This is a genomic window from Luteimonas sp. RIT-PG2_3 (assembly GCF_054902115.1).
The window spans coordinates 129,911-153,243 of sequence record NZ_JBUBPF010000001.1; the positions used below are offsets into that span (position 1 = coordinate 129,911).

The 23,333-nt window shown below is 68.3% G+C and carries 18 protein-coding genes; 3 read left to right on the forward strand and 15 right to left on the reverse strand.

The annotated features are described in order from the left end of the window. Window positions 1-14: 14 nt before the first annotated feature. On the reverse strand, window positions 15-956 hold the full coding sequence (locus ACYX7E_RS00525) for a LysR family transcriptional regulator (protein ID WP_462078580.1): 942 nt from the start codon (window positions 954-956) through the stop codon (window positions 15-17). A 96-nt stretch (window positions 957-1,052) separates the two neighbouring features. Between ACYX7E_RS00525 and ACYX7E_RS00530 the strand changes: the two genes are divergently transcribed. Further along, window positions 1,053-2,330 (forward strand): DSD1 family PLP-dependent enzyme, encoded by a 1,278-nt coding sequence (locus tag ACYX7E_RS00530; protein ID WP_462078581.1) that lies wholly within the window; start codon window positions 1,053-1,055, stop codon window positions 2,328-2,330. Next, a complete protein-coding gene (locus tag ACYX7E_RS00535) occupies window positions 2,330-2,728 on the forward strand; it encodes a RidA family protein (protein ID WP_462078582.1) in 399 nt (132 codons plus the stop codon). Before ACYX7E_RS00530 ends, ACYX7E_RS00535 begins: the two co-directional genes overlap by 1 nt. Before the next feature lie 30 nt (window positions 2,729-2,758). Here ACYX7E_RS00535 and aspA read toward each other — a convergent pair whose 3' ends face one another. The 10 genes from aspA to ACYX7E_RS00585 form a co-directional block, all read right to left on the reverse strand. Beyond that, on the reverse strand, window positions 2,759-4,156 hold the full coding sequence (gene aspA, locus ACYX7E_RS00540) for an aspartate ammonia-lyase (RefSeq protein ID WP_462078583.1): 1,398 nt from the start codon (window positions 4,154-4,156) through the stop codon (window positions 2,759-2,761). Between the two features lie 68 nt (window positions 4,157-4,224). Next, entirely contained in the window at window positions 4,225-5,697 is a 1,473-nt protein-coding gene (locus tag ACYX7E_RS00545; protein ID WP_462078584.1) for an NAD-dependent succinate-semialdehyde dehydrogenase, read from the reverse strand. Between the two features lie 151 nt (window positions 5,698-5,848). Next, window positions 5,849-6,934: a tartrate dehydrogenase gene (locus ACYX7E_RS00550; protein WP_462078585.1), complete on the reverse strand. Its 1,086-nt coding sequence runs from the start codon at window positions 6,932-6,934 to the stop codon at window positions 5,849-5,851. A 70-nt stretch (window positions 6,935-7,004) separates the two neighbouring features. Further along, window positions 7,005-8,654 carry an ABC transporter ATP-binding protein gene (locus ACYX7E_RS00555; RefSeq protein ID WP_462078586.1) on the reverse strand — a complete coding sequence of 550 codons (1,650 nt, stop codon included), beginning with the start codon at window positions 8,652-8,654 and terminating at the stop codon, window positions 7,005-7,007. Further along, window positions 8,654-9,562: an ABC transporter permease gene (locus ACYX7E_RS00560; protein WP_462078587.1), complete on the reverse strand. Its 909-nt coding sequence runs from the start codon at window positions 9,560-9,562 to the stop codon at window positions 8,654-8,656. Before ACYX7E_RS00560 ends, ACYX7E_RS00555 begins: the two co-directional genes overlap by 1 nt. After that, window positions 9,559-10,515, reverse strand: coding sequence for an ABC transporter permease (locus ACYX7E_RS00565; RefSeq protein WP_462078588.1), 957 nt, complete (start codon window positions 10,513-10,515; stop codon window positions 9,559-9,561). Before ACYX7E_RS00565 ends, ACYX7E_RS00560 begins: the two co-directional genes overlap by 4 nt. Next, on the reverse strand, window positions 10,512-12,131 hold the full coding sequence (locus ACYX7E_RS00570; protein WP_462078589.1) for an ABC transporter substrate-binding protein: 1,620 nt from the start codon (window positions 12,129-12,131) through the stop codon (window positions 10,512-10,514). Before ACYX7E_RS00570 ends, ACYX7E_RS00565 begins: the two co-directional genes overlap by 4 nt. A 15-nt stretch (window positions 12,132-12,146) precedes the next feature. Next, window positions 12,147-12,812 carry a haloacid dehalogenase type II gene (locus ACYX7E_RS00575; RefSeq protein ID WP_462078590.1) on the reverse strand — a complete coding sequence of 222 codons (666 nt, stop codon included), beginning with the start codon at window positions 12,810-12,812 and terminating at the stop codon, window positions 12,147-12,149. 316 nt (window positions 12,813-13,128) lie between these two features. Beyond that, window positions 13,129-14,460 carry an NAD(P)/FAD-dependent oxidoreductase gene (locus tag ACYX7E_RS00580; protein WP_462078591.1) on the reverse strand — a complete coding sequence of 444 codons (1,332 nt, stop codon included), beginning with the start codon at window positions 14,458-14,460 and terminating at the stop codon, window positions 13,129-13,131. A 99-nt stretch (window positions 14,461-14,559) separates the two neighbouring features. After that, window positions 14,560-15,780: a DUF1624 domain-containing protein gene (locus ACYX7E_RS00585; protein WP_462078592.1), complete on the reverse strand. Its 1,221-nt coding sequence runs from the start codon at window positions 15,778-15,780 to the stop codon at window positions 14,560-14,562. On the opposite strand from ACYX7E_RS00585, the gene ACYX7E_RS00590 reads away from it, so the two are divergent. After that, the gene (locus tag ACYX7E_RS00590) at window positions 15,779-16,093 is read left to right on the forward strand and encodes a hypothetical protein (RefSeq protein WP_462078593.1); all 315 of its coding nucleotides are present in this window, start codon (window positions 15,779-15,781) and stop codon (window positions 16,091-16,093) included. The two genes, ACYX7E_RS00585 and ACYX7E_RS00590, sit on opposite strands and share 2 nt — an antisense overlap. Window positions 16,094-16,152: 59 nt before the next feature. Here ACYX7E_RS00590 and ACYX7E_RS00595 read toward each other — a convergent pair whose 3' ends face one another. The 4 genes from ACYX7E_RS00595 to ACYX7E_RS00610 form a co-directional block, all read right to left on the reverse strand. After that, window positions 16,153-16,953, reverse strand: a complete 801-nt coding sequence (locus ACYX7E_RS00595; protein ID WP_462078594.1) for a hypothetical protein — start codon at window positions 16,951-16,953, stop codon at window positions 16,153-16,155. Between the two features lie 62 nt (window positions 16,954-17,015). Continuing rightward, a complete protein-coding gene (locus tag ACYX7E_RS00600) occupies window positions 17,016-19,196 on the reverse strand; it encodes a TonB-dependent siderophore receptor (RefSeq protein ID WP_462078595.1) in 2,181 nt (726 codons plus the stop codon). Window positions 19,197-19,677: 481 nt separating this feature from the next. Continuing rightward, window positions 19,678-20,073 (reverse strand): hypothetical protein, encoded by a 396-nt coding sequence (locus tag ACYX7E_RS00605; RefSeq protein WP_462078596.1) that lies wholly within the window; start codon window positions 20,071-20,073, stop codon window positions 19,678-19,680. Between the two features lie 98 nt (window positions 20,074-20,171). Continuing rightward, window positions 20,172-23,315, reverse strand: coding sequence for an efflux RND transporter permease subunit (locus tag ACYX7E_RS00610; protein ID WP_462078597.1), 3,144 nt, complete (start codon window positions 23,313-23,315; stop codon window positions 20,172-20,174). Between the last annotated feature and the right edge of the window lie 18 nt (window positions 23,316-23,333).

The following is a 23,333-nucleotide window of genomic DNA, read 5'->3' on the forward strand; positions in this document are numbered from 1 at the left end:
ACTGAGCTGGAGGGCTACTGGGCAGGCAGTGATCCGCGTGCTCGCGCCGGCTGCCGCCATGGCGCCGGGTCGAGCGCCTGGCGCAGCATGGCCAGGAAGGCCGTGGTGCGCGCGCTGCGACCATGCCGGCGCGCACCGAGCATCGCCACCACGTCGGCCGATGGCGGCGCCCACGCCGGTAGCACGACACGCAGGCGACCGGCGGCGAGATCGTCGGCGACGCTCCATTCCGAGCGCATGGCGATACCCATGCCGGCCAGCGTCCAGTCGAGCACGACGGCGCCGTCGTTGCTGGACATCGCCGGCTGGATGCGGATCGTCGCCGGTTCGTGCCCGGCCTGCTGCAGCCGCCACAGCGTGACGTCCTCGTCGTTCTCGCGCACCACCAGACAACGATGCCGCAGCAGGTCGTCGGGCGTGGTGATCGCTTCGGCGCGTTCAAGATAGGCCGGGCTGGCGCACAGCATCCGCCGGTTCGGCGCCAGCGTGGTGACGATTTCGCTGGGCGGGCCTTGCGGGCCGATATGGATCGCCAGGTCGCAGCTTTCGATCAGCCGCGCGCCCGGGTGATCGGACAGTTCCAGCGTCACCGCTACGCCGGCATGCGCCGACGCGAAGGCCTGTACCACCGGCGCGACATGCAGGCGCCCGAAGCCATGCGGCGCGACCACGCGCAGGTGGCCGCTGACCTGGCCGGTACGTTCGGCCAACGCCTCGTTCAGCGCCTCGATCGCGTCCGCGACGCGACGCCCGTGTTCGGCGACCAGGCTGCCCTCGTCGGTCAGCATCGCGCGGCGCGCATTGCGGTCGATCAGCCGGACGCCGATCTGCGCCTCCAGCGCCCGCAGCCGCTGCGATACCGCCGGTGGCGTGACGTCGAGCTTGCGCGCGGCATCGGCCAGCGAACGCGAATCCGCCAGCACGGCGAAGAAGGCCAGGTCGTCGGAAGTAATCATTAAGTCAAAACTTAACGCTATATGCAGTTCATGTAAATTGTGGAGTTATTGATTGGCGCACACACTGCGCGCCATCCCGTCCCTCCGGAGTCCGTCGTGACCACAACGACGCCCACCCGTCACACCTCGCTCGAAGCCCTCCGCCCCGCCCTCCCCGGCGTGCAGGGCGGGATCGCCGGCGCGGCGTCCGTCGCCGACCGTCAGCCCGCGCAGGTGTCCGCGCCCGCGCCAACGCCCGCCGTCACCCTGTCCACGCTGGACACGCCGTGCCTGGTGCTGGACGAGACGCGCATGACGCGCAACATCGCGCGGCTGCGGACGCGACTGGACGGCCAGGGCGTGACCCTGCGGCCCCATCTGAAGACCGCCAAGTCGGTCGAGGTCGCGCGCCGGATGATCGACGCCAACGACGGCCCGGTCGCGGTGTCGACGTTGAAGGAAGCCGCGCAGTTCTCCGCCGCCGGCGTGCGCGACATCATCTATGCGGTCGGCATCACCCCCGACAAGCTGCCGCGCGTGCAGGCGTTGCGGGCAGATGGCATCGACCTGGTGGTGCTGCTCGACAGCGTCGAGCAGGCCGAAGCCGTCGCGCGCGCCAGCCGTGAGGCCGGCACGCCGATTCCGGCGCTGATCGAGATCGATTGCGACGGCCACCGCTCCGGCGTGCTGCCGACGCAGACCGATGACCTGCTGGCGATCGGCCATGCCCTGCAGCAGGGCGCCGAACTGCGCGGCGTGCTGACCCATGCCGGCGAGAGCTACAGCGCGCGTGGGGCGGAAGCGCTGCAACGCTGCGCGCAGCAGGAGCGCGACGCGGTGGTCGCCGCGGCCACGCTGCTGCGCGATGCCGGACTGCCCTGCCCGGTCGTCAGCCTCGGCTCGACCCCGACAGCGCATCACGCCGTTGACTTGGACGGCGTCACCGAGATCCGTGCCGGCGTGTTCGTGTTCTTCGACCTGGTCATGACCGGCATCGGTGTCTGCGCGATCGACGACATCGCGATCTCGGTGCTCGGCACCGTCATCGGCCACCAGCACGACAAGGGCTGGATCATCGTCGATGCCGGCTGGATGGCGATGTCGCGCGATCGCGGCACCGCGCGCCAGACCATCGACCAGGGCTATGGCGTCGTCTGCGACCTGGACGGCGAGCCGTATCCGGACCTGATCGTCGCCGACGCCAACCAGGAGCACGGCATCATCACCGTGCGTCCGGGCAGCGACGAGGTGCTGCCCTCGCTGGCGATCGGTGATCGCGTTCGCATCCTGCCCAACCATGCCTGCGCCACCGCGTCGCAGCATGCGGGTTACCACGTCGTACAGGGCGCCGATCCCGGCGTCACTGCCTATTGGCCACGCTTCGGAGGTTGGTGATGACCCTCGCAACACCGCTCGTTCCTGTGCAGACCGAGGCCGCGCCGACGCCTGCCGGTCACTACGCCCAGGCCATCATCGCCGGGCAGCAGGTCTACATCTCCGGACAACTGCCGCTGCGCCCCGATGGCGCGCCGCTGCCCGACCAGGGCTTCGAGACGCAGGCACGCCAGGCGATCGCGAACCTGCTGGCGATCCTGCAGGCCGCGGGCGCCACGCCGGCGCGGCTGGCCCGGGTCACGGTGTACATCGTCGGCGTCGAACACTGGCCGGCCTTCAACGCGATCTATGCGCAGATGTTGCCCGACGCAAAGCCCGCGCGCACGGTGGTGCCGGTGCCGGAACTGCACTACGGCTTCCTGGTGGAGATCGATGCCATCGCAGTGCTCGCCGACTGAAGCTCTGCAGCCCTCGTTGGCGACCGGCCGTCAGTCCTGCAGCGGGCGTGTCAGCAGGCCGGGTTGCAGGATCGCGTCGAGCGCGTCGGCAGTCAGCAGTCCGCGCCGCAGCACGATCTCGCGCACGCCCTCACCGGTGGCCTGCGCCTCCATCGCGATCGAGGTCGCGGTGACGTAGCCCAGGTGTGGATTGAGCGCGGTCGCCAGCCCGACCGAATGCTCGACCTGGTCGCGCAAGCGCTCTCGATTGGCGGTGATGCCGGCCACGCAATGCGTCGCCAGGGTCAGGCAGCCATGACGCAGGTGCGCGAAGCTCTTGAACAGGCTGTGCGCGATGATCGGCTCGAAGGCATTCAATTGCAGTTGCCCGGCCTGCGCGGCCAGGGTCACGGTGACGTCATTGCCGATGACCTCGAAGGCGATCTGGTTGACCACTTCGGGAATCACTGGATTGACCTTGCCGGGCATGATCGACGAGCCCGACTGGCGCGGCGGCAGGTTGATCTCGCCCAGTCCCGCGCGCGGGCCCGACGACAGCAGGCGCAGGTCGTTGCAGATCTTGGTCAGCTTCACCGCGATGCGCTTGAGCACGCCCGACAGGTGCACGAACACGCCGCAGTCCTGGGTCGACTCGATCAGGTCCGGCGCGGTGACCAGGGCGACGCCGGTCAGCTCCGACAGCGTGGCGCGCACGCGCTCGGCGTAATCGCGATGGGCATTGATACCGGTGCCGATCGCGGTCGCGCCCAGGTTGATCTCGCGCAGGAACTGCGCCGCCTCCAGCAGGCGCTGCTCGTCCTCTTCCAGCATCACCACGTAGGTCGAGAACTCCTGTCCCAGCGTCATCGGCACCGCATCCTGCAGCTGGGTCCGGCCGATCTTCAACACGTCGACGAACTCCAGCGCCTTGCTCGCGAATGCCGCGCGCAGCGCCGCCATCGCGTCCAGCAGTTCGTGCGTCGCCGACCACGCCGCCAGCTTCAGCGCGGTGGGATAGACATCGTTGGTGCTCTGGCCCAGGTTGACGTGCTCGTTGGGATGCAGCCGGGCGTAGTCGCCCTTGCGATGCCCCAGCAGTTCCAGCGCAAGGTTGGCGACGACCTCGTTGGCATTCATGTTGGTCGAGGTGCCGGCGCCGCCCTGGATCACGTCGACGACGAACTGGTTGTGCAGCGCGCCTTCGCGGATGCGCACGCAGGCCGCGACGATCGCGTCCACACGCGGCGGATCGAGCAGGCCCAGCGAGCCGTTGGCGATCGCCGCTGCCTGCTTGACCAGCGCCAGGGCATTCACCAGCGCCGGATAGTGGCCGATGGCGATGCCGGTGATCGGGAAGTTCTCGCTGGCGCGCAGACTGTGCACGCCCCAGTAGGCATCAGCCGGCACCTCGCGGTCGCCGAGCAGGTCGTGTTCGATCCGGAATGACATGGCGCGATGTCCTGGCGTGGAAACGGCGGCGGCAGCGATGATGAGACGTGGGACGGTGCGCGGGGCGCTCAGTCCAGGCCGCCCTGGCAGACGTACTTGATGTGCATGTATTCCTCGAGGCCGTAGCGCGAGCCCTCGCGCCCGTAGCCGGAGGCCTTGATGCCGCCGAACGGTGCGATCTCGGCCGCGATCGCGCCTTCGTTGATGCCGACGATGCCCGACTCCAGCGCTTCGGCCACGCGCCAGACCCGGCGCACGTCGGCGGTGTAGAAATACGAGGCCAGGCCGTACGGCGTGCCGTTGGCGGCGGCGATCACCGCGGTCTCGTCGTCGAACCGCGTCACCGGCACGACCGGGCCGAAGGTTTCTTCCTGGCTGCAGTCCATGTCCGCGGTGACATCGACCAGCACCGTCGGCTGGAAGTAGTTGTCGCCCAGATCGCCGCGACGCGTGCCGCCGGTCACCAACGACGCCCCCTTGGACAGCGCGTCGCGCACGTGGCGCTCGATCTTGTCGACCGCGCGCGCATTGATCATCGGACCGATCTGCGAGTCGCTGGCCGTCGCAGGCCCGACCCGCAGCGCGGACACCCGCGCCGCCAGCTTGGCGACGAAGGCATCGTGCACGCCGGCCTGCACGTAGACGCGGTTCGGGCAAACGCAGGTCTGCCCGCCATTGCGGAACTTGGCGGCCATCAGTCCGTCGACGGCGGCGTCCAGGTCGGCGTCGTCGAAGACGATGAAGGGCGCATTGCCGCCCAGTTCCAGCGACAGCTTCTTCAGTGTCTGCGCACTGCCGCGCGCAAGGTGCTGGCCGACCGGCGTGGAGCCGGTGAACGTCAGCTTGCGCACGCGCGGATCGGCGAGCCATTGGTCGACGACTTCGGCTGCGCGTGCGCGCGACGCCGTCACCAGGTTCAGTACGCCCGGCGGGACGCCGGCTTCTTCGGCCAGGCGCACCAGCGCCAGCGAGGTCAGCGGGGTGTCTTCGGCAGGCTTGGCGACGACAGTGCAGCCGGCGGCCAGCGCCGGCGCGATCTTGCGCGCGATCATCGCGGCCGGGAAGTTCCACGGCGTGATCGCGGCCACGATCCCGACCGGCTCCTTCAGCGCCAGCATGCGCCGGCCGACCACCGGTGCGGAGATCACGTCGCCGTAGGCGCGCGTGGCCTCGGCGGCGAACCACTCGACGTAGCTGGCGGCATAGACCACTTCGCCGACCGCCTCGGCCAGCGGCTTGCCCTGCTCGCGCGAGATCAGCCGACCCAGGTCCTGCTGGTGTTCCAGCAGCAGCGTGTTCCAGCGCGCGAGGATGCGCGCGCGTTGCTTGCCCGGCAACGCGCGCCAGGCCGGCAGCGCCTGCTCGGCGGCATCGACGGCGGCGCGGCCATCGCCGGCACCGCCATCGGGCACGTTGGCGAACACGCGCCCGGTAGCCGGATCGATGACATCGAAACGCTGGCCATCGGCACCATCGCACCATTGCCCGGCGATGTACTGGCGCGACAGCAGCAGGTCGCTGCGTTCAAGGGTCAGGGGCATGGTCGTGTCGCCGTTCGGGAAGGGATGAACTGACTGCTGCGGATCGAATGGCTGTGGGGCGGACTGCGGTGGTGCGTAGTGCTGCGTGCGGGGCCGACTGCAATGCATCGAAAGCGACCGGGGCGCGGGTGACGCCCCGGGCTGCAGGGGATCAGCCCTTGGCGACCAGCGCGGCCACGGCCACGCCGAGGTCGGTGGTCGATGCCGTGCCGCCGAGGTCGGGCGTCAGCGGGCCGGTGCGCAGCACCTCTTCGATCGCGGAGACGATGGCATCGTGCGCCGCTCGCGCCGGGCCTTCGCCGCCGCCCAGGAAATCCAGCAGCAGCGCGCCCGACCAGATCATCGCGAGCGGGTTGGCGATGTTGCGTCCATAGATGTCCGGCGCCGAGCCGTGTACCGGTTCGAACAGCGACGGGAACCTGCGCTCGGGATTGAGGTTGGCCGATGGCGCCAGCCCGATCGTGCCGGTCGTCGCCGGGCCGAGGTCGGACAGGATGTCGCCGAACAGGTTGGTCGCGACCACGACATCGAAACGCCCTGGCTGCAGCACGAAACGCGCCGTCAGGATGTCGATGTGCTGCTTGTCGACCTGCACGTCCGGATAGTCGACCGCGATCGCCTCGGCGCGCGAATCCCACCACGGCATGCTGATCGCGATGCCGTTGCTCTTGGTCGCGACCGTCAGGTGGCGGCGCTTGCGGGTATTGGCCAGCTCGAACGCGTAGCGCAGCACACGGTCGGTGCCGTAGCGCGAGTACACCGATTCCTGGATCACGATCTCGCGATCGGTGCCCTCGAACATGATGCCGCCCAGCGCGGTGTACTCGCCTTCGGTGTTCTCGCGCACGACCAGGTAGTCGATGTCGCCGGGCTTGCGGTTCGCCAGCGGGCACGGCACGCCCTCGAACAGCCGCACCGGGCGCAGGTTGATGTACTGGTCGAACTCGCGCCGGAACTTCAGGATCGAGCCCCACAGCGAGACATGGTCGGGCACGGTCTCGGGCCAGCCGACGGCGCCGAAATACAGGGCCTCGACACCTTCGAGCTGCTGCTTCCAGTCGTCGGGCATCATCTGCCCGTGCGCCTGGTAATACTCGCAGTGCGCCCAGTCGAAATGCACGCACTCCAGGTCGAGGCCGAAGCGCTGCGCCGCGGCTTCGAGCACGCGCAGGCCTTCGGGCATGACTTCCTTGCCGATCCCGTCTCCGGGGATGACTGCGATGCGGTGACGGCTCATGCGGGGCGACTCATGGTGGCGAGGCTCACGGGAGCGAGGCTCATGGAAGCGATGTGGAAGGGGGAGGCGCTCATGCGGACGAGGTTCCTGCAGCTTCGGGGGTGCGCCCGGGTGCGGCCAGCACGTCGTCGAGCCAGCCGCGCCGCAGCTCGGGGACCGAGCGGGCAAGTTGTTCGTAATACGGATGATGCGGGCCGCGTGCATAGTCGGCGCGCGCGACCTGGGCCAGCTGGCGGCCGTGGCGCATCACGATGATCTCATCGCAGACCGCGCGCACGCTGTGCAGGTCGTGGCTGATGAACAGGTAGGACGCGTTGACCTCGCGACGCAGGTCGGCGATCAGGTCGAGGATCGCCGCGGCGACCACCGGGTCGAGCGCGGACGTGACTTCGTCGCAGAGGATCAGCTCGGGCTCGGCCGCCAGCGCGCGCGCCAGGTTGACGCGTTGCTTCTGCCCGCCCGACAGGCCGGCCGGCACGCGCGAGGCCACCGATGCCGGCAACCGCACCAGGTCCAGCAGCTCGGCGACGCGACGCGTGCGGGCGGCGGCGTCCATGCCATGGAAGAACGCCAGCGGCCGTTCGAGGATCTGGCGGATGCTCTGCGCCGGGTTCAGCGCGGTGTCGGCCGACTGGAACACGATCTGCACGCGGCGCAGGGTCTCGCGGTCGCGCGCCTCGATGCCGCCCGGCAACAGCTGGCCATCGAAGCGCAGGCTGCCCGACGACGGTGCGATCAGGCCGGCGATGCAGCGCGCCAGCGTCGATTTGCCCGAACCCGACTCGCCGATGACGCCGATCGCCTGGCCACGGAACAGGCTGAAGCCGATGTCCTGCAGGACCAGGTGCTTGGGTTGCCCGTCCTTGCCGCGCCCGTAGCCGGCCGACAGGCCCTGCACTTCCAGCAGCGGCGCCGCGGCGCGATCGATCGCGGCCTCGGGCGCGCGCTCGCCGGGACGGGCCGCCGCCAGCAGGCTGCGCGTGTAGTCGTGCTGCGGCGCTTCCAGCAGGTTCGCGGTGGACGCGTATTCGCGCTCGCGGCCCTGCTGCAGCACCAGGATATGGTCGGCCATCTGCGCGACCACGGCGAGGTCGTGGCTGACATAGATCGCGGTGACGTTGCGCTCGCGCACCGCGCGCCGGAACGCCGCCAGCACTTCGATCTGGGTGGTGACGTCGAGCGCGGTCGTGGGCTCGTCGAAGATCACGACATCGGGATCGGCGATCAGCGCCATCGCCGCCATGACCCGCTGCAACTGCCCGCCGGACACTTCGTGCGGATAGCGCTGGCCGATGTGGTCGGGATCGGGCAGCGCGAGTTCGCGGAACAGCCCGATCGCCTTGCGCTCGGCGGCATCGCGCGCCATCACGCCATGCAGCAGGGCCGGCTCGATGACCTGGTCGAGGATCCTGCGCGAAGGATTGAACGCGGCCGCCGCACTCTGCGCGATGTACGCGACCTGGCGTCCGCGCAACGCGCGCTTGCCCGATTCCGGCAACGCCAGCACGTCGACATCGCCGATGCGGATCGTGCCGCTGGCGATCTGGCAGCCGCGACGCGCATAGCCCATCAGCGACAGCGCGATCGTGGTCTTGCCCGAGCCGGACTCGCCGATCAACGCCAACACTTGCCCGGGCGCGACGGTGAAGCCGATGTCCTGCACCAGGGTGGCGGCGCCGGCGACGATCTTCAGGTCGCGGACCTCGATGCGCGCGCCCATCACGGCACCTCCTTGCGTGCGGCCCGGCCCGGCAGGCTGTCGACCAGCAGGTTGACGGCCATCGTCAGGCTGCCGATCGCCAGCGCCGGCGCGACCACCGCCATGCCGCCCTGCCACAGCGCGCCCAGGTTCTCGCGCACCAGCGTGCCCCAGTCCGCGGCCGGCGGCTGCACGCCCAGGCCAAGGAAGCTCAGGCTGGCCAGCAGCAGCAGGACATAGACGAAGCGCAGGCCGAGGTCGACCAGCATCGGGCCGATGATGTTGGGCAGCACCTCGTGCAGCATCAGGTGCCAGCGCGTCTCGCCACGCGTGCGCGCGACGATGACGTAGTCCAGCGCCACGATGTTGATCGCCAGCGCACGCGCGATGCGGAACGCACCCGGCACGTAGATGACCGCCGCGGTGACCACCAGCAGCGGCACCGAGGAACCGAATGCGGCGACCATGATCAGCGCGAACAGCTTGCTGGGGATCGAGATCAGCGTGTCCATGCCGCGGCTCAGCACCGCATCGATCCAGCCGCCGCTGACCGCCGCGCACAGCGCCAGCACGGTGCCGATCGAACTGGCCAGCAGCACCGACACCAGGGCGACGCCAACGGTGTAGCGCGCACCCAGCGCGACCCGGCCGAGCATGTCGCGGCCGAGGTAATCGGCGCCCAGCCAGTGCGTGCCGTCGGGCGCGGCGAACACCGGCAACGCGCCGATGTCCTGCGTGCCCGCCGGCACCAGCCACGGCGCCAGCGCCGCGACCAGCAGCCAGGCCAGCACCACCAGCAGTCCGAGCGTGCCGGCCGGCCCCAGCGCGAGCCGGCGTCGCGATGCGGGCGGCGGCGCGAGCGAAGGCGCGACTGACGCGGCAGCGGCCGATGTCGGCGTGGTCGTTGTCACCGGCGGCGTCGCGCTCATCGGGCGTGCCTCAGGCGGGGATTGGCGAGGATGCCGATCATGTCGGCGATGGTCACCAGCACCAGGTAGCCGGCGCAGAAGATCATCGTGCAGGTCTGCACCAGCGGGATGTCGCGCTGGACCACGCCGTCGACCATCAGCTTGGCCACGCCCGGGTAATGGAAGATGGTCTCGACGATGATGACGCCGCCCAGCAGGTACGAGGTGCTCAGCGCGACCGCGTTGGCGATCGGGCCGATCGCGTTCGGCGCGGCATGCCGCAGCACCAGCCGGACCGGGGCGACGCCCTTGAGCCGCGCCATCTCGACATACGGCGCTTCCAACTGGTCGACCAGCGCGGCGCGCGTCATCCGCATCATCTGGGCGACGGTCACGCAGCACAGCGTCAACACCGGCATCACGAACACCCGCGCGGCGTCGGCCAGCGAGTCGATATCGCTGGCGTACGACAGCGCCGGCAACCAGCCCAGTTGCACAGACAGCACCAGCACCGCGATCGTCGCGATCAGGAACTCCGGCACCGAGACCATCGCGACCGCGCCGCTGTTGAGCGCGCGGTCGAGCCAGCCGCCACGGAACATCGCCGCCAGCGTGCCCAGCAGCAAGGCCAGCGGCACTGCGATCGACGCGGTGACGGCGGCCAGCATCAGCGAGTTCGGCAGGCGGTTGCCGATCAGCTCCATCACCGAGGCATCGCTGACCAGCGAGCGCCCGGGATTGCCCGACAGCAGCCCGCCCAGCCAGTGCAGGTAACGCGTCGGCAGTGCCTGGTCCAGGCCCATCTGCAGGCGCAGGGCGGCCAGCGTTTCCGGGGTCGCATCCTGGCCCAGCAGTTCCTCGGCGGCATCGCCGGGCAGTACGGCGGTGATCGCGAACACCACGATCGACACCAGCAGCAGCGAGACCACGGCCAGGCCCAGCCGCTGCAGCAGCATCCGCAGCAGCGGGCTCACGCGTCCCACCAGACGTGCTCGGCGAAGTCGTAGCCCATCAGGCCGCCGACCGGGATCGGCGACAGGCCCTTCAGGCGCGTGCTGTGCGCATCCAGCGACGAGATGAACAGCGGGATCGCGACGCCGCCCTGCTCGTGGATCATGACCTGCATGTCGGCGTACATCCGTTTCCTGCGCGCCTCGTCGACTTCCGAGCGCGCCGCCAGCAGCAGCTGGTCGAACCGCGGATCCTTCCAGCGCGCGTCGTTGTTGCTGGCATCGGACTTGAAGAACTGGGTCAGCACCGCATCGGCATTGGGGCGTGGATTGACGTTGCCCCAGCCGACCGCACTCTTGCCCCAGTGGTTGGACCAGTAGCCATCGGGCGGCATGCGTTGCAGTTGCAGGTTCATGCCGATGCGCCGCGCCGACTGCTGCAGCGCCAGCGTCATCTCCACGCTGTAGCTCGCCGCCGGAGAGGCCACGACCGGGATGGCTGTTGCGCCGATCCCACTGCGCGCGAAATGGTGGCGCGCACGGTCCAGGTCCTGCTCGCGCTGCGGCAGGCCGCTGAACCAGAAGCGGTTGGTCGGATGGATCGGCTGGTCGTTGGCGATGACCGCATGGCCCAGCGCGACCGAGTCGACGATCCGCTGGCGGTCGAACAGCAGCTTGATCGCCATCGCGAAGTCGCGGTTGCTGCCCGGCGCCATGTCTTGGCGCATCGCCAGGTTGCTGTACTGGCCCGAAGGCTGGGTGAATACGGTGAAGCCCGGCGATGCCTGGATGCGCGCGACCGAACGCGGGTCGACCGCGGCCACGAGGTCGAGGTCGCCTGACAGCAGCGCGTTGACGCGCGCGCCTTCGTCGCCCAGGCCCGCGAACACGATCTCGTCGACGTAGGGTCGGCCTTCGCGCCAGTAGTCTGGATTGCGGACCATGATCGAACGCAGGCCGCGCTTGAATTCCTTGAGCCGGAACGGACCGGTGCCGATGCCGGCGTTGAAGTCGCGGGTCCCGGCCCGGACGATCGCGAACCAGAACATGCCCAACATCACCGGCAGGTCCGCATTGGGTTCGTGCAGCACGATCTCGACCACGTCCGCCGACACCGCGCGCACGCTGGCGATCTGGTCGGCGAAGATCTTGGCCTTGGACACCGTGCTGGGGTCCTTGTGCCGCATCAGCGAGAACACCACGTCGTCGGCGTGCAGCGCGCGGCCATCGTGGAAGGTCACGCCGCGGCGCAGCGTGAAGCGCCAGCGGCGCGCATCGGTGGTGACGAAATGTTCGGCCAGCGCCGGCCGCGGGGCCAGGCTGCCGTCGAACGTGGTCAGGCAGCTGTAAAGCATGCGCGAGCGCGCATAGTCGGTCTGGTTGGAGAGCTTAGCCGGATCGAGCGTATCGGCGATCGACGACGTCGCGCTGGCCACGCGCACGCGTCCACCGCGGCGTGGCGTCGCGGCGACCGCGGCCTGTGCCAGCGTGACGATGCCGGTCGAGCCGGCCAGCGCCATGCCGGCTCCCATCAACAGCTTGAGGACGTCGCGGCGGCTGGCGCCACGTGCGAGCGCATCGAGGACGCGGCTGCTGTCCGCAGTGTCCAGGAGGCCGCGCAGATCCTCGCGTGCGCTCATGTCCGTCGGGTCCGGTTACAGGCCGACCACGGCGGCGAGTCCACCGGCATCCTGGATCTCGGTGTAGCGATACGCCGGATTGCCGGGGCCATGCCCGCGATTGATGAACACCTTGTTGACGATGCCGATGTCGTCGGCGGACATCAGGTCGTAGCGCAGGCTCGAAGACACGTGCAGGATCTCTTCCGGCGCGCAGCCCAGGCTGTCGATCATGTATTCGAACGCCTGCAAGCGCGGCTTGTAGGCCTGCGCCTGCTCGGCGGTGTAGACGCGATGGAACGGAACCTCCAGCAGCGCGACGTTCTTCAGGATGTCGTGGTCGTCGGCGTTGGACAGGATCACCAGCGGGATCTCGTGCGCGATCTTCGACAGGCCGGCGACGACATCGGGATGCGGGCCCCAGGTCTTGACCGCGTCGCAGATGCGCTGCGCCTCGGCATCGATGTACTGCAGCTTCCACTTGCGGCTCAACCGGCGCAGCGCGTTCTTGATCACGTCGCCGAGCGGCTGCCACGGGCCGAGCACTTCGTCGAAGCGGTAGGCGGTGAAGTCGGCCAGGAACTGCGGCATGCGCTCCGGTGTGATGCGGTCGGCAAAGATCACGCGGGCCATCTCGCCGGCCTCGTAGTTGATCAGGGTGCCGTAGCAGTCGAAGGAAATGTACTTGGGCCTGAAAGTCATCGCAGCGCGCCTATCGCAGGGGATGGAGGGTGGGAAGAGTGCCGCGGTCCCGGACCTGTTGAACGGACCTGTTGAGTGGACGTGTCAGGCGGGCCTGTCGAGCGCGCCTGTTGAGATTGAAGCATGCGCGCCGTGAGGCGTTGTAGCGTTGTCGCCGCCGGCGTCATGGGAAACTGCGGTTTGGCGCCAGCGGCTCAGCAGATTGTTTGCGCCCGGCAGAAGCACGGCGGGGACGGTGTCCGCGCGGCGAGAGCAGGGATGTCGGACACCGCACGCGGGTCCGCATGGCAGGCGCGGCAGGACCATCGGCCGCAGCTCAGAAGTCCGAGACCTTGCCCCATTGCGCCCTGTCGAAGCGGGCAAGCCGGTACTGCGCGGTGTCGGCGATGGGCGCACGACCGAGCACCATGTCGGCGACCAGGTGGCCGACGCCCGGGCCGATACCGAAGCCATGTCCTGACAGCCCCGCCGCCAGCAGCAGGCCGTCGACGCCGATGCTGCCGTCGATGACCGGCACGCCATCGGGGGTGCTGTCGATGTAGCCGGCCCATTCCGCCTGCACCTGCACCTGCGCCTGTTGCAGCTGCGGCAACAGCGCGCGCGCGCGCGCCAGCGTCCGGTCGAGCACCGGACGCGATGGCCTCGGGTCGAGGATGCGCATCGACTCCATCGGCGTCGGCCGGTCCATGCGCCACTTCGCGCGGGTGTCGAAACCGGCGCGCCAAGCCTGCAGCCCGCCCGGCGACACCAGCCGCCAGCGTTTGGCGAACATCGGCAGGAAGTACCGGGCGCCATGGATCAGGCCCGGCGTCGGATCGACCTTGCCGAAGCCGGACATCGCGAGCGTGTAACCGCCATCGCCACGCCTGGTCACCGACGCGTCGGCGGTGTGCAGCGCCGGCGGCAGGCCCTGCGGACCCGGCGCCACCGACAGGATCGAACTGCGGATCGTCGCCTGCGGGAAGACGATGCCCGACTGGTGCAGGAAGCTCGACGCCCAGGCGCCGCCGGCCAGCACGACCTGCCGTGTGCGGATCACGCCACGCTCGGTGATCACGCCCGATACCGCGCCGGCCTGCGTCTCGATGCCGCGTGCGGCGCAGTTCTGCACCACCGCGCCGCCGTGTTTGATCACGCCACGGGCGATGACCGGCGCGGCGCGCGACGGATCGGCGATGCCGTCGGTCGGCGACCACACGCCACCTTTCCAGGGCTTGCCGGTCGCCGCGCCACGCTCGGCGGCTTCTGCTGCGGACAGCATGCGGGTATCAATGCCCTCGCCCCGCGCGAAGCGGCCCCATGCCGCCCAGCCTTCGATCTCGCGCTCGTCGTTGGACAGGTACAGCAGGCCGCAGCGCGAGAAGCCCATGTCCTCACCGATGTCGGCGGTCATGTCCTCCCACAACGCCAGGCTCCGGGTCGACAGCGGCAGCTCGCGCGCATCGCGGTTCTGCTGCCGGCACCAGCCCCAGTTGCGGCTGGACTGCTCCGCGCCGACCCGCCCCTTCTCCAGCAGCACCACGCGCTGGCCGGCGCGTGCCAGCCAGTACGCCGCGCTGACGCCAACGATGCCCGCACCGATCACCACGGTATCGGCGGTTTCGGGCAGGACATCGGCGGTGGCGATACTCAGCAGCGGGGGCGACATGCGGACTCCGGGATTCGATCGGGACAGACAAGCTCCGACGAGGCGCGTGGTGACACGCCTCGCCGGGAAACACCGTGGATCAGCGCGGGCACGCCTGTACTAGAAATACTTGACCCAGCCAATCGTGGTCCTGCGCTTGTAATCACCGAACCATTTGGTCGGGTAGTACAGCAGGAACCACATGCCGACGGTAGCGACCCAGACCACCCAGAACTGGTCCGGCGCCACGCCGAAGCGCGTGCCCTGGTTGGGCCCGAATACCGCCAGCAGCAGCTTGTAGCCGAAGATCAGCACCGCCAGGTGCAGGATGTAATAGAACATCGGCGCGCCGCCGAAGGTCGCCATGAAGCGGGTGAAGACGTTGTCGGCGCGATCCATCAGGGCCAGCACGAAGCAACCGCCGCCCAGCGTCATCAACAGGAAGTCCAGCGACGGCGGGTACTTGGTGAAGTTCAGGAAATCCATCACCGTCAGCAGCGTCGTCGCTTGCGGTGCCCAGTCGGCATTCTCGCCGTAGAGGTTGAAGCCGCGCAGCACCAGCAACGCGATCCAGCTGGCGATGCCGAGCAGGACCAGCAGCTTGCGCCGGCGCGCGCCATCGAAGTTGCGCGAGAACATCGGCCCGGCGGCCCAGCCGAGCAGGATCACGCCGACCCAGGGCAGGGCCGGATAGGTCACGCGGATCTGCGGCATCGTGTCCTCGAACAGCCAGCCGCGATGCAGGAACAGCGTCCACAGTTCGTACAGCGGATGCTCGCGTGGCAGATCGATGCCGGCCAGCGCATTGTGCCCGCAGACGATCACCAGCCCGACCGCCAGCAACAGCAGGCGCGGCAGCGCCGATGCGAACGCCAGCACGATCATCGAGAAGCCGATCGCCCACATCACCTGCAGGTAGATCACGTTGGGCAATTGCCCCACCCACAGGAAGCTGATCAGCGTCACCTCCAGGAACACCAGCATCGCGCCGCGCTTGAGCAGGAAGTCGCGCGCCGAACGCGGCGTTCCCGACGGCGGATTGGCGTACAGCCACGCCCCCAGGCCGGTCAGGAACACGAAGACCGGCGCACAGAAATGCGCGGCAAGGCGCGAGAAGAACACCCGGGCCGGCGTGTCGGCGATCGCCATCGGATCGCTGACCTGCAGGTGCAGGTACAGGGTCTCGCGGACGTGGTCCATCATCATCACGCACATGACCAGCCCGCGCAGCGCGTCGATCGAGGTGATGCGCTTGCCGTGTGCGGCGACCGCGGACGCAGCGGCGACCGGCGTGGCGGCGGAAGCGCCCGGGACGACGCCCGGATGGAGGCGGGTGGACATGCGTTACCTCGTCATGAAGCCAGTGGATCGGAAGCCGGTGCAGCAGGAGCGGTTGCAGCAGACGGCGGTGGAGCGTTTGGAGCGTTTGGAGCGTTTGGAGCGTTTGGAGCGTTTGGAGCGTTTGGAGCGTTTGGAGCGTTTGGAGCGTTTGGAGCGTTTGGAGCGGGTAAAGCGTATAGGGTCCGGCGGCCAGCAAGGGGGGAGGAAGCTGGCCGCCGGTGTCGGCCTCAGAACCTGTTCTAGGTCTGTCGCGAGCGCAGCCAGGTGGCGCGTGGTGGAGCGCAGAAAGCGCAATGTACGTAGAGGTACATGAGCATTTCGAGCACCGCACGCGCGCCAGATGGCAAGCGCAGCAAGACGTTGAACAGGTTCTTAGCGGTGCTTGGGCGGGGCAATGCCCTGCTCGAGCAGCACCGAAGCCGGCAAGGTCTTGTCGGCCACCGGCAGCGGCGCGAGGCCCTGGTCGACGTGGAACGACAACGTGGTGTTGTAGCCTTCGCTCTGGTAGGCCTCGTCCGGCCGTCCGTCCAGCTTGCGCACGCCCTCGACCTCGTCGACGAAATAGAGGTTGACGCTGTAGTCGCCCGACCACGGCAACGCGACGTGGAACTTGCCTTCGATGTCGCTGATCACCGGACGCACCCAGCCCGACGGCACCGAGACCTTGAGTTCCTCGCCCGCGAGTGGCTCGCCCAGGTAGGTCACCTGGAACTCGACCGCATCGCCATGGCGCTTGCCGGTCGGCACGATGTCGAGCGTCAGCACCGGCTCGCGTGCGCTGAAGTCCCCGACCCAGCGCGTGGCCGGGACCCAGAAGTTGTGCAGGGTCTTGCCGTCGCGCGAGATGTCGTGCATCGGGTATTCCAGGTCCACCGACACCAGCGAGTCGGTCGCAGCCGGTCGCACTGCCGGATCGAGGTCGAGCCTGTCGGCACGCTTGGTCAACGCGACCGGCGTCTCGCCCTTGGGCGAGTACCAGGTCGTCTCCAGTTTGACCATGCGATCGAGGCCGCCGGGGGAGACCTCATGCAGGTTCAGGTGCAGCTCGCCATAGCGGAAGGTCAACTGCTCGCCCTTGCCTTCGTACCAGAACTGGTGGGCCTGGGCGGCACCGGCGGAAGCGAGCAGCAGCACGGGAAACACGGAACGGATCAGGGAACGCTTGAAGGACATCGCTATCTCCAGACATCGGGTGGATCGACGGACAGGGGCGTGAGGCGTGCGGCGCATGGGGCTCAGAACGAGAACCGCGCGCTGACCGTGTAACGACGCTCGGTGCCGGGGTAGACCCAGTACGCGCTGTAGGAATTGACGTAGAACTCCTTGTCGAACAGGTTCTCGACATCCAGCGACAGGCGCAGCTTGGGCGTCGCCTGCCAGGAGCCGACCAGCGAGTAGGTCGTGTACGACTTCAGAGAGAACAGGTCGACCGGCGTGAACGGCGCCACCGAACCTTCGCGCTTGCCGACGTACTGGATGCCGCCGCCGATGGTCGCGGCGCGCCCGGCCAGCGGGAACTCCTTGATCAGCAGCACGTTGCCGGCCTCCTTGGGCACGTTGGCCAACTGGCGACCGACCAAGCTCAGGCCGGTCAGCGCCGCGTTGTCCTGGGTGACCTGGGCATCGGTGTAGGCGAACGACGCCGCCACCCGCAGGCCAGGCATGATCTGACCGTTGATGTCGAGTTCGACACCCTTGCTCTCGACCTCGCCCACGGCCATGTTGAAGTTCTGCGGATCGACCGGATCGGGCGTCAGCACGTTGGTCTTCTCGATCTGGAACACCGCCAGCGTGGTGTTCAGGCGACCGTCGAAGCTGTCGAGCTTGGCGCCGATCTCGTACGACTTGCCCTTCTCGGGATCAAACGAAGCGAAGTCGCGGCTGATGCCGCTGTTGGGACGGAAGCTGCGCGCAGTCGTCGCATACAGCGACAGGGCCGGCACCGGCTGGAACACCACGCCGATGCGCGGGCTGGTGGCACTGAGTTCCTGTCGGGTCACGCGGCCGTTGTTCAGCGAGGTCACCTGCTGCTCGTACTCGTCGCGGCGCACGCCGAACAGGGCCTTCCAGCGCTCGCTGAGTTCGAGCTGGTCCTGGAAGTAGTACGACCACGAATCCTGACGCTCCAGGGTGTTGATCGACGGGATCGTATTGAACGCCGGCTTGGGCGCACCGTAGACGGGGTTCAGCAGGTCGATGCCGTAGGTGATGCCGGCCGGATCGGCCGCGTACTGCAGGCGCCAGTCGTTGAACTTGTAGCCGTCCAGGCCGAACAGCAGGTTGTGCGTGATCGCGCCGGTCTGGACCTTGCCGAGGACTTCGAAACGGCCGCTGCGGTCGAGCGCATGGTTGTCGCGGGTACGGATGCGGCGGCGCAGGGTCTGGCCGTTGTTGACCAGCGCACCGTATGGGCGGACCTCGCTGCTGACGCCCTTCAACGAGCTGTCGCGGTAGTTGAAACCGGTCTGCAGCGACCAGTTGTCGTTGAAGTAATGCGTCAGGAAGATCTGGTGCGAGGTCGACTTGGTCTCGTGCTTGCCGTCGTTGGGCTCGCCGTAGAACGTCGAGCGGTCGACGACGCCCAGCACGCCATTGACCGCGACCACGCCGCGATCAAACGGCTGGCGCTGGCGCAGGGCTTCGATCTCGTACGACAGGGTGGTGTCGGGCGTGATCATCCACAGCACCGACGGCGTCACCAGGTAGCGGTCGAACTCGATGGTGTCGCGGAAGCTGTCGCCCTGCTGGTGCGAGGCGTTGAGGCGATAGGCCACGGTCTCGCTGATCGGACCGGTCAGGTCGACCGCGCCGCGATAGGTGCTCCAGCTACCGGCCGACAGCTCGGCCGAATAGGCCGGCTTGAACAAAGGCTTCTTGGTCGAGATGTTGACCGCGCCTCCAGGCTCGCCGCGGCCGTACAGCGCCGACGACGGTCCCTTCAGCAACTCGACCGACTGGACGTTGGCGTTGTCGCGCACGCCGCTGTAGCCACGGCTGGCATTGAAGCCGTTGACCATGTAGTCGGAGCCGAAGTTGGGATCGCCGGTGAAGCCACGCATGGCGTAGCTGTCCCACATGCCGCCGAGGTTGCTCTGGCGCGAGATCGAGCTGGACAGGTCGAGCGCGCTGGCCAGGTCGGTCACGCCGGCATCGCGCAGCAGGTCGGCGCCGAGGATCTGGATGCTCTGCGGCAGGTCGCGGATCAACGCGTCGGTCTTGGTGGCGCCAGTGACGCTGAGGTTGCGGTAGGGCTGGCGCTGGTCGCGGACCTGCACGGTGTCGAGGGTCTTCGCGGTGTCGTTGGAGGTGGACGCGGGCGGCACGGGGGCCTGCGCGACGTCCTGGGCGATGGCGATCTGCGTGCAGACCGCCAGGCAGGAGGGGATCAGAATGCGGATAGGGGAGCGGCGAGGCATGGCGGTTCCTGTTGCAAAGGGTGGCACAGGGGGGCTGGAAGCGACCCGGATGTCCGGCGCAACCCAAGCATCCGCGCTGGCTTTTGATGCCGTCTTGTACGAAACATGGCGTTGTCGCCAAAACGACACGACCCCGCCATGCGCGATCCTTCGCCAGAGCATTCCTACTGCGTGGATGGCCCGATCCAGCACATCGCACTGCCGGATCCGGCAAGTCCCCTGGCGGCGCCTGCGCTGCAGCAGGGGTTTCCAGGCCGACGTCGTGCGGCCGTTCGATGAACGCCATGCGGCCGGTCCGACCGTGCCGGCCCGCGCGACAGCGCTGGGATCGACTGCCGCAGGATGCGCGGGGCCGGAAACGCCGCCGCCCGCACACGATAACGTGCGCGGGCGGCAGGCGGCGCAGGCGACCCTGAGCGTTGCCGGCGCGGCGGCCTCAAGGCGCAGGCAGCCCTGGAGCGGCCTGCGCCGGCGTGCCGTGTCACGGGATCGCGTAGCGGACCGAGATCGTCTGCTGCGACGGCAGCACGACGACCACGACGACGCGGTCGCCGGACACCGGCGTCGCACCGGCGGCCACCAGCTTCTTGCCGTCCGCGGCCAGCGTGACTTCCTTGCGGCCGGATTTGCTGACGATCGTCAGCTTGCCGGTGATGCCGGTCGTCGGCATCAGCTCGCCATGGTCGTCCATGTAGATCTGCGCGCCACCCGGTGCCGCGGCGACGAGTTCGAACGAGATTTCCTGCGCCGCCTTGACGATGCCGCCAAAGCGCGGCTCGGCTTCGCCATGGGCGAGTGCCGACGCGGCGACGCCGAACTGGAGGCCGATGCCGATGACCAGCGTGGCAAACAGGGATTTGAAGGAAGCAATACGCATTGTGTTCTCTCCTGGGACGTGTACGGGGTACTGGGTACGGCACGCTTGAGGCGGTGCCGTGCTGGCCTGTGCTGTTGTCGTTGCGATACGTTCCGCGCTCAGAACGCATCCTGCGGTTGCGCGCCATCGAGCAACGGCGTCGCCTGCGCCGTGTCCTCCTGCAGCAGGCGTTCGGTCGGCTTGCGACCGAACAGCCAGTACATCATCGGTGTCAGCATGGTATCGAGCAGGGTCGAGCTGATCAGGCCACCGAAGATCACCACCGCGACCGGATGCAGCAGTTCCTTTCCGGGCGCGTTGGCCGACAGCACCAACGGCGTCAGTGCCAGTGCCGCCGTCAGCGCGGTCATCAGTACCGGTGTCAGGCGCTCCAGCGAACCGCGCACGATCATCTGCGTGCCGAAGGTCTCGCCCTCGAACTTGCACAGGTTGATGTAGTGGCTGATCTTGAGGATGCCGTTGCGCGTGGCGATGCCGGCCAGCGTGATGAAGCCCACCATCGACGCGACCGACAGCTCGACCCCGGCGATCCACATCGCGATCACGCTGCCGATCAGCGCCAGCGGGATGTTGGCCATGATGATGCCGGTCAGCACCATCGACCGGTAGCGGCTGTACAGCAGCAGGAAGATCAGCAGCAGCGACACCACCGCCAGCCCCGAGATCAACCGGGTCGCCTGCTCCTGCGCCTGGAACTGGCCTTCGAGCGTGATGAAGTTGCCGGTCGGCACCTCGGCCTCGGCGATCGCCTTGCGCACGTCGGCGATGACCCGGCTCATGTCCGAGCCGTCGGTGTTGGCGTAGACCACGATGCGACGGCGGCCATTCTCGCGACCGATCTGGTTGGGGCCGTCGGTTTCCGAGACTTCCGCAATCGACGACACCGGGATCCGGCCGATCGGCGTATCGATCAGCGTCCGCATCAGGTCCTGCGGGCCACGCGCGTCGTCTGGCAGGCGCACGACCAGTTCGTAACGACGCTGGCCATCGACGATGTCGGCACCATGCGCGCCATCGGTCAGCACCTGCAGCAGGCGCACCGCCTCGCCGGGCGCGAGGCCTGCCTGCGCGGCCTTGCGCTGGTCGATGCGCACGGTGATCTGCGGGATCAGCACTTGCTTCTCGACGGTCAGGTCGACCAGCCCGGGCACGTTCTGCAGCCGCGTGCGCATCTGCTCGCCGAGGCCACGCAGCGTGTCGAGGTCGTCGCCGAAGATCTTGACCGCCACCTGTGCACGCACGCCCGACAGCAGATGGTCGAGGCGATGCGCGATCGGCGCACCGATCGCGGTCTGTGCCGGCAGCACCGCCAGCTTCGCGCGCAGGTCGGCAAGCACCTCCTCGCGGCTGCGATCGGAGGCCTTCAGGTCGACGTCGATCTCGGACGCGTGCACGCCTTCGGCATGCTCGTCGAGCTCGGCGCGACCGGTGCGGCGCCCGACCTGGGTCACTTCCGGCACCTGCAGGATCAGCTCTTCCGCGGCGGTGCCGATACGGTTGGCCTCTTCCAGCGAGGTCCCGGGACTGAGCAGCATGCCCAGCACCAGCGAACCTTCGTTGAACGGCGGCAGGAACGACCGCGGGAACAGCGGGATCGTCGCGACCGCCATCACCACGACCACCACACTGCCCAGCAGCAGCTTGCGTGCACGCGGGAACGACCACGCCAGCAGGCGCGCGTCGTAGTGCTTGAGCCAACGCACCAGCGGGCCGTCGCCATGGGTCAGGCGCTTCATCTTCGGCAGCAGGTAGCTGGCCAGCACCGGCGTCACCGTGATCGACACCAGTAGCGAGGCCAGGATCGACACGATATAGGCCACGCCCAGCGGCGCGAACAGGCGGCCTTCGATGCCCGGCAGCGCGAACAGCGGCACGAACACCAGCACCACCACCGCGGTGGCGTAGACGATGCCCGAGCGCACCTCCAGGCTGGCCTGGCGCACCACCTGCAGCACCGGCAGCGGATTGCCGGCCTCGCGGTTCTGCTTGAGCCTGCGCTGGATATTCTCGATGTCGACGACGGCATCGTCGACCAGCTCGCCGATCGCGATCGCCAGGCCTCCCATCGTCATGACATTGATCGACAGGCCCAACCAGCGGAACACCAGCGCCGATACCGCCAGCGACAGCGGGATCGCCAGCAGCGAGATCATGGTCGTGCGCGCCGACAGCAGGAAGGCGAACAGGATGATCGCGACGATGATCGCGCCATCGCGCAGCGCCTCGGCGACGTTGCCAGTCGAGGCCTCGATGAAATCGGCCTGGCGGAACAGCACGCTGGGCTGGCCGACGCCGTTGGGCAACGAACGCGACAACTCTTCCAGCGCCTGGTCGACGCCCTTCATCACCGCGACCGTATCGGCGCCAGGCTGCTTCTGCACGCTGGCGATGACCGCCGGCGCACCACCGTAACTGCCGTCGCCGCGCTTGTTGGCCGGCGCGTAGCGCACCGATGCCACCTGCGACAGGTAGATCGGGTTGCCGTCGCGGAAGCTGACCGGTACGCGCTGCAGGTCATCGATCTGCAGGCTGCGGCCGATGTGGCGGATCAGATACTCGCGGCTGTTGAGATCGATGAAGCCGCCGCCGGCATTGCTGGCGAAGCCCTTCAGCGCGGCCTCGACTTCGGTCAGCGACACCCCGACCTGGGCCATCCGCCCGGTATCGGGCTCGACCCGCAGCGTGCGCACGTCGCCGCCGATCGGGATCACCTGCGAGACGCCGGGCACCGACAGCAGGCGCGGACGCACGACATAGTCGACGTACTCGCGCACGCGCATGGCGTTGCCGGCCTCGTCGGTCGCAATCGGGAACGCGATCAGCGTGATCTCGCCCATGATCGACGACACCGGGCCCATGACCGGCGCGATGCCGTCGGGCAGCTCTTCGCGGACCAGCGCCAGGCGCTCGCCGACCATCTGCCGGTTGCGGTAGACATCGGTGCCCCAGTCGAACTCGGCGTAGACGATCGACAGGCCCACGCCCGAGGTCGAGCGCACACGGGTCACGCCGGGCATGCCGTTGAGGCTGGTCTCGATCAGGAAGGTGATGGTCTGCTCGACTTCCTCCGGCGCCATGCCGCCAGCCTCGGTCAGTACCGTGACCACCGGTTTGTCGAGCGACGGGAACACGTCCACCGGCGTGCGCATGGCGACGATGCTGCCGTACACCAGCAGCAGGGCGGCGAAGGCAAGCACCATCAGGCGGTTGCGGAGACTGAAACTGACGATCCAATCGAACATGACGTCTGGCCTCCTGGC

Bases quoted from the DNA above. Each gene is read 5' to 3' on its own strand.
- ACYX7E_RS00525 (WP_462078580.1), bottom strand. From the start codon at position 956: ATGATTACTTCCGACGACCTGGCCTTCTTCGCCGTGCTGGCGGATTCG.
- ACYX7E_RS00535 (WP_462078582.1), top strand. From the start codon at position 2,330: ATGACCCTCGCAACACCGCTCGTTCCTGTGCAGACCGAGGCCGCGCCG.
- aspA (WP_462078583.1), bottom strand. From the start codon at position 4,156: ATGTCATTCCGGATCGAACACGACCTGCTCGGCGACCGCGAGGTGCCG.
- ACYX7E_RS00545 (WP_462078584.1), bottom strand. From the start codon at position 5,697: ATGCCCCTGACCCTTGAACGCAGCGACCTGCTGCTGTCGCGCCAGTAC.
- ACYX7E_RS00550 (WP_462078585.1), bottom strand. From the start codon at position 6,934: ATGAGCCGTCACCGCATCGCAGTCATCCCCGGAGACGGGATCGGCAAG.
- ACYX7E_RS00555 (WP_462078586.1), bottom strand. From the start codon at position 8,654: ATGGGCGCGCGCATCGAGGTCCGCGACCTGAAGATCGTCGCCGGCGCC.
- ACYX7E_RS00560 (WP_462078587.1), bottom strand. From the start codon at position 9,562: ATGAGCGCGACGCCGCCGGTGACAACGACCACGCCGACATCGGCCGCT.
- ACYX7E_RS00570 (WP_462078589.1), bottom strand. From the start codon at position 12,131: ATGAGCGCACGCGAGGATCTGCGCGGCCTCCTGGACACTGCGGACAGC.
- ACYX7E_RS00575 (WP_462078590.1), bottom strand. From the start codon at position 12,812: ATGACTTTCAGGCCCAAGTACATTTCCTTCGACTGCTACGGCACCCTG.
- ACYX7E_RS00580 (WP_462078591.1), bottom strand. From the start codon at position 14,460: ATGTCGCCCCCGCTGCTGAGTATCGCCACCGCCGATGTCCTGCCCGAA.
- ACYX7E_RS00590 (WP_462078593.1), top strand. From the start codon at position 15,779: ATGCGTTACCTCGTCATGAAGCCAGTGGATCGGAAGCCGGTGCAGCAG.
- ACYX7E_RS00585 (WP_462078592.1), bottom strand. From the start codon at position 15,780: ATGTCCACCCGCCTCCATCCGGGCGTCGTCCCGGGCGCTTCCGCCGCC.
- ACYX7E_RS00595 (WP_462078594.1), bottom strand. From the start codon at position 16,953: ATGTCCTTCAAGCGTTCCCTGATCCGTTCCGTGTTTCCCGTGCTGCTG.
- ACYX7E_RS00600 (WP_462078595.1), bottom strand. From the start codon at position 19,196: ATGCCTCGCCGCTCCCCTATCCGCATTCTGATCCCCTCCTGCCTGGCG.
- ACYX7E_RS00605 (WP_462078596.1), bottom strand. From the start codon at position 20,073: ATGCGTATTGCTTCCTTCAAATCCCTGTTTGCCACGCTGGTCATCGGC.
- ACYX7E_RS00610 (WP_462078597.1), bottom strand. From the start codon at position 23,315: ATGTTCGATTGGATCGTCAGTTTCAGTCTCCGCAACCGCCTGATGGTG.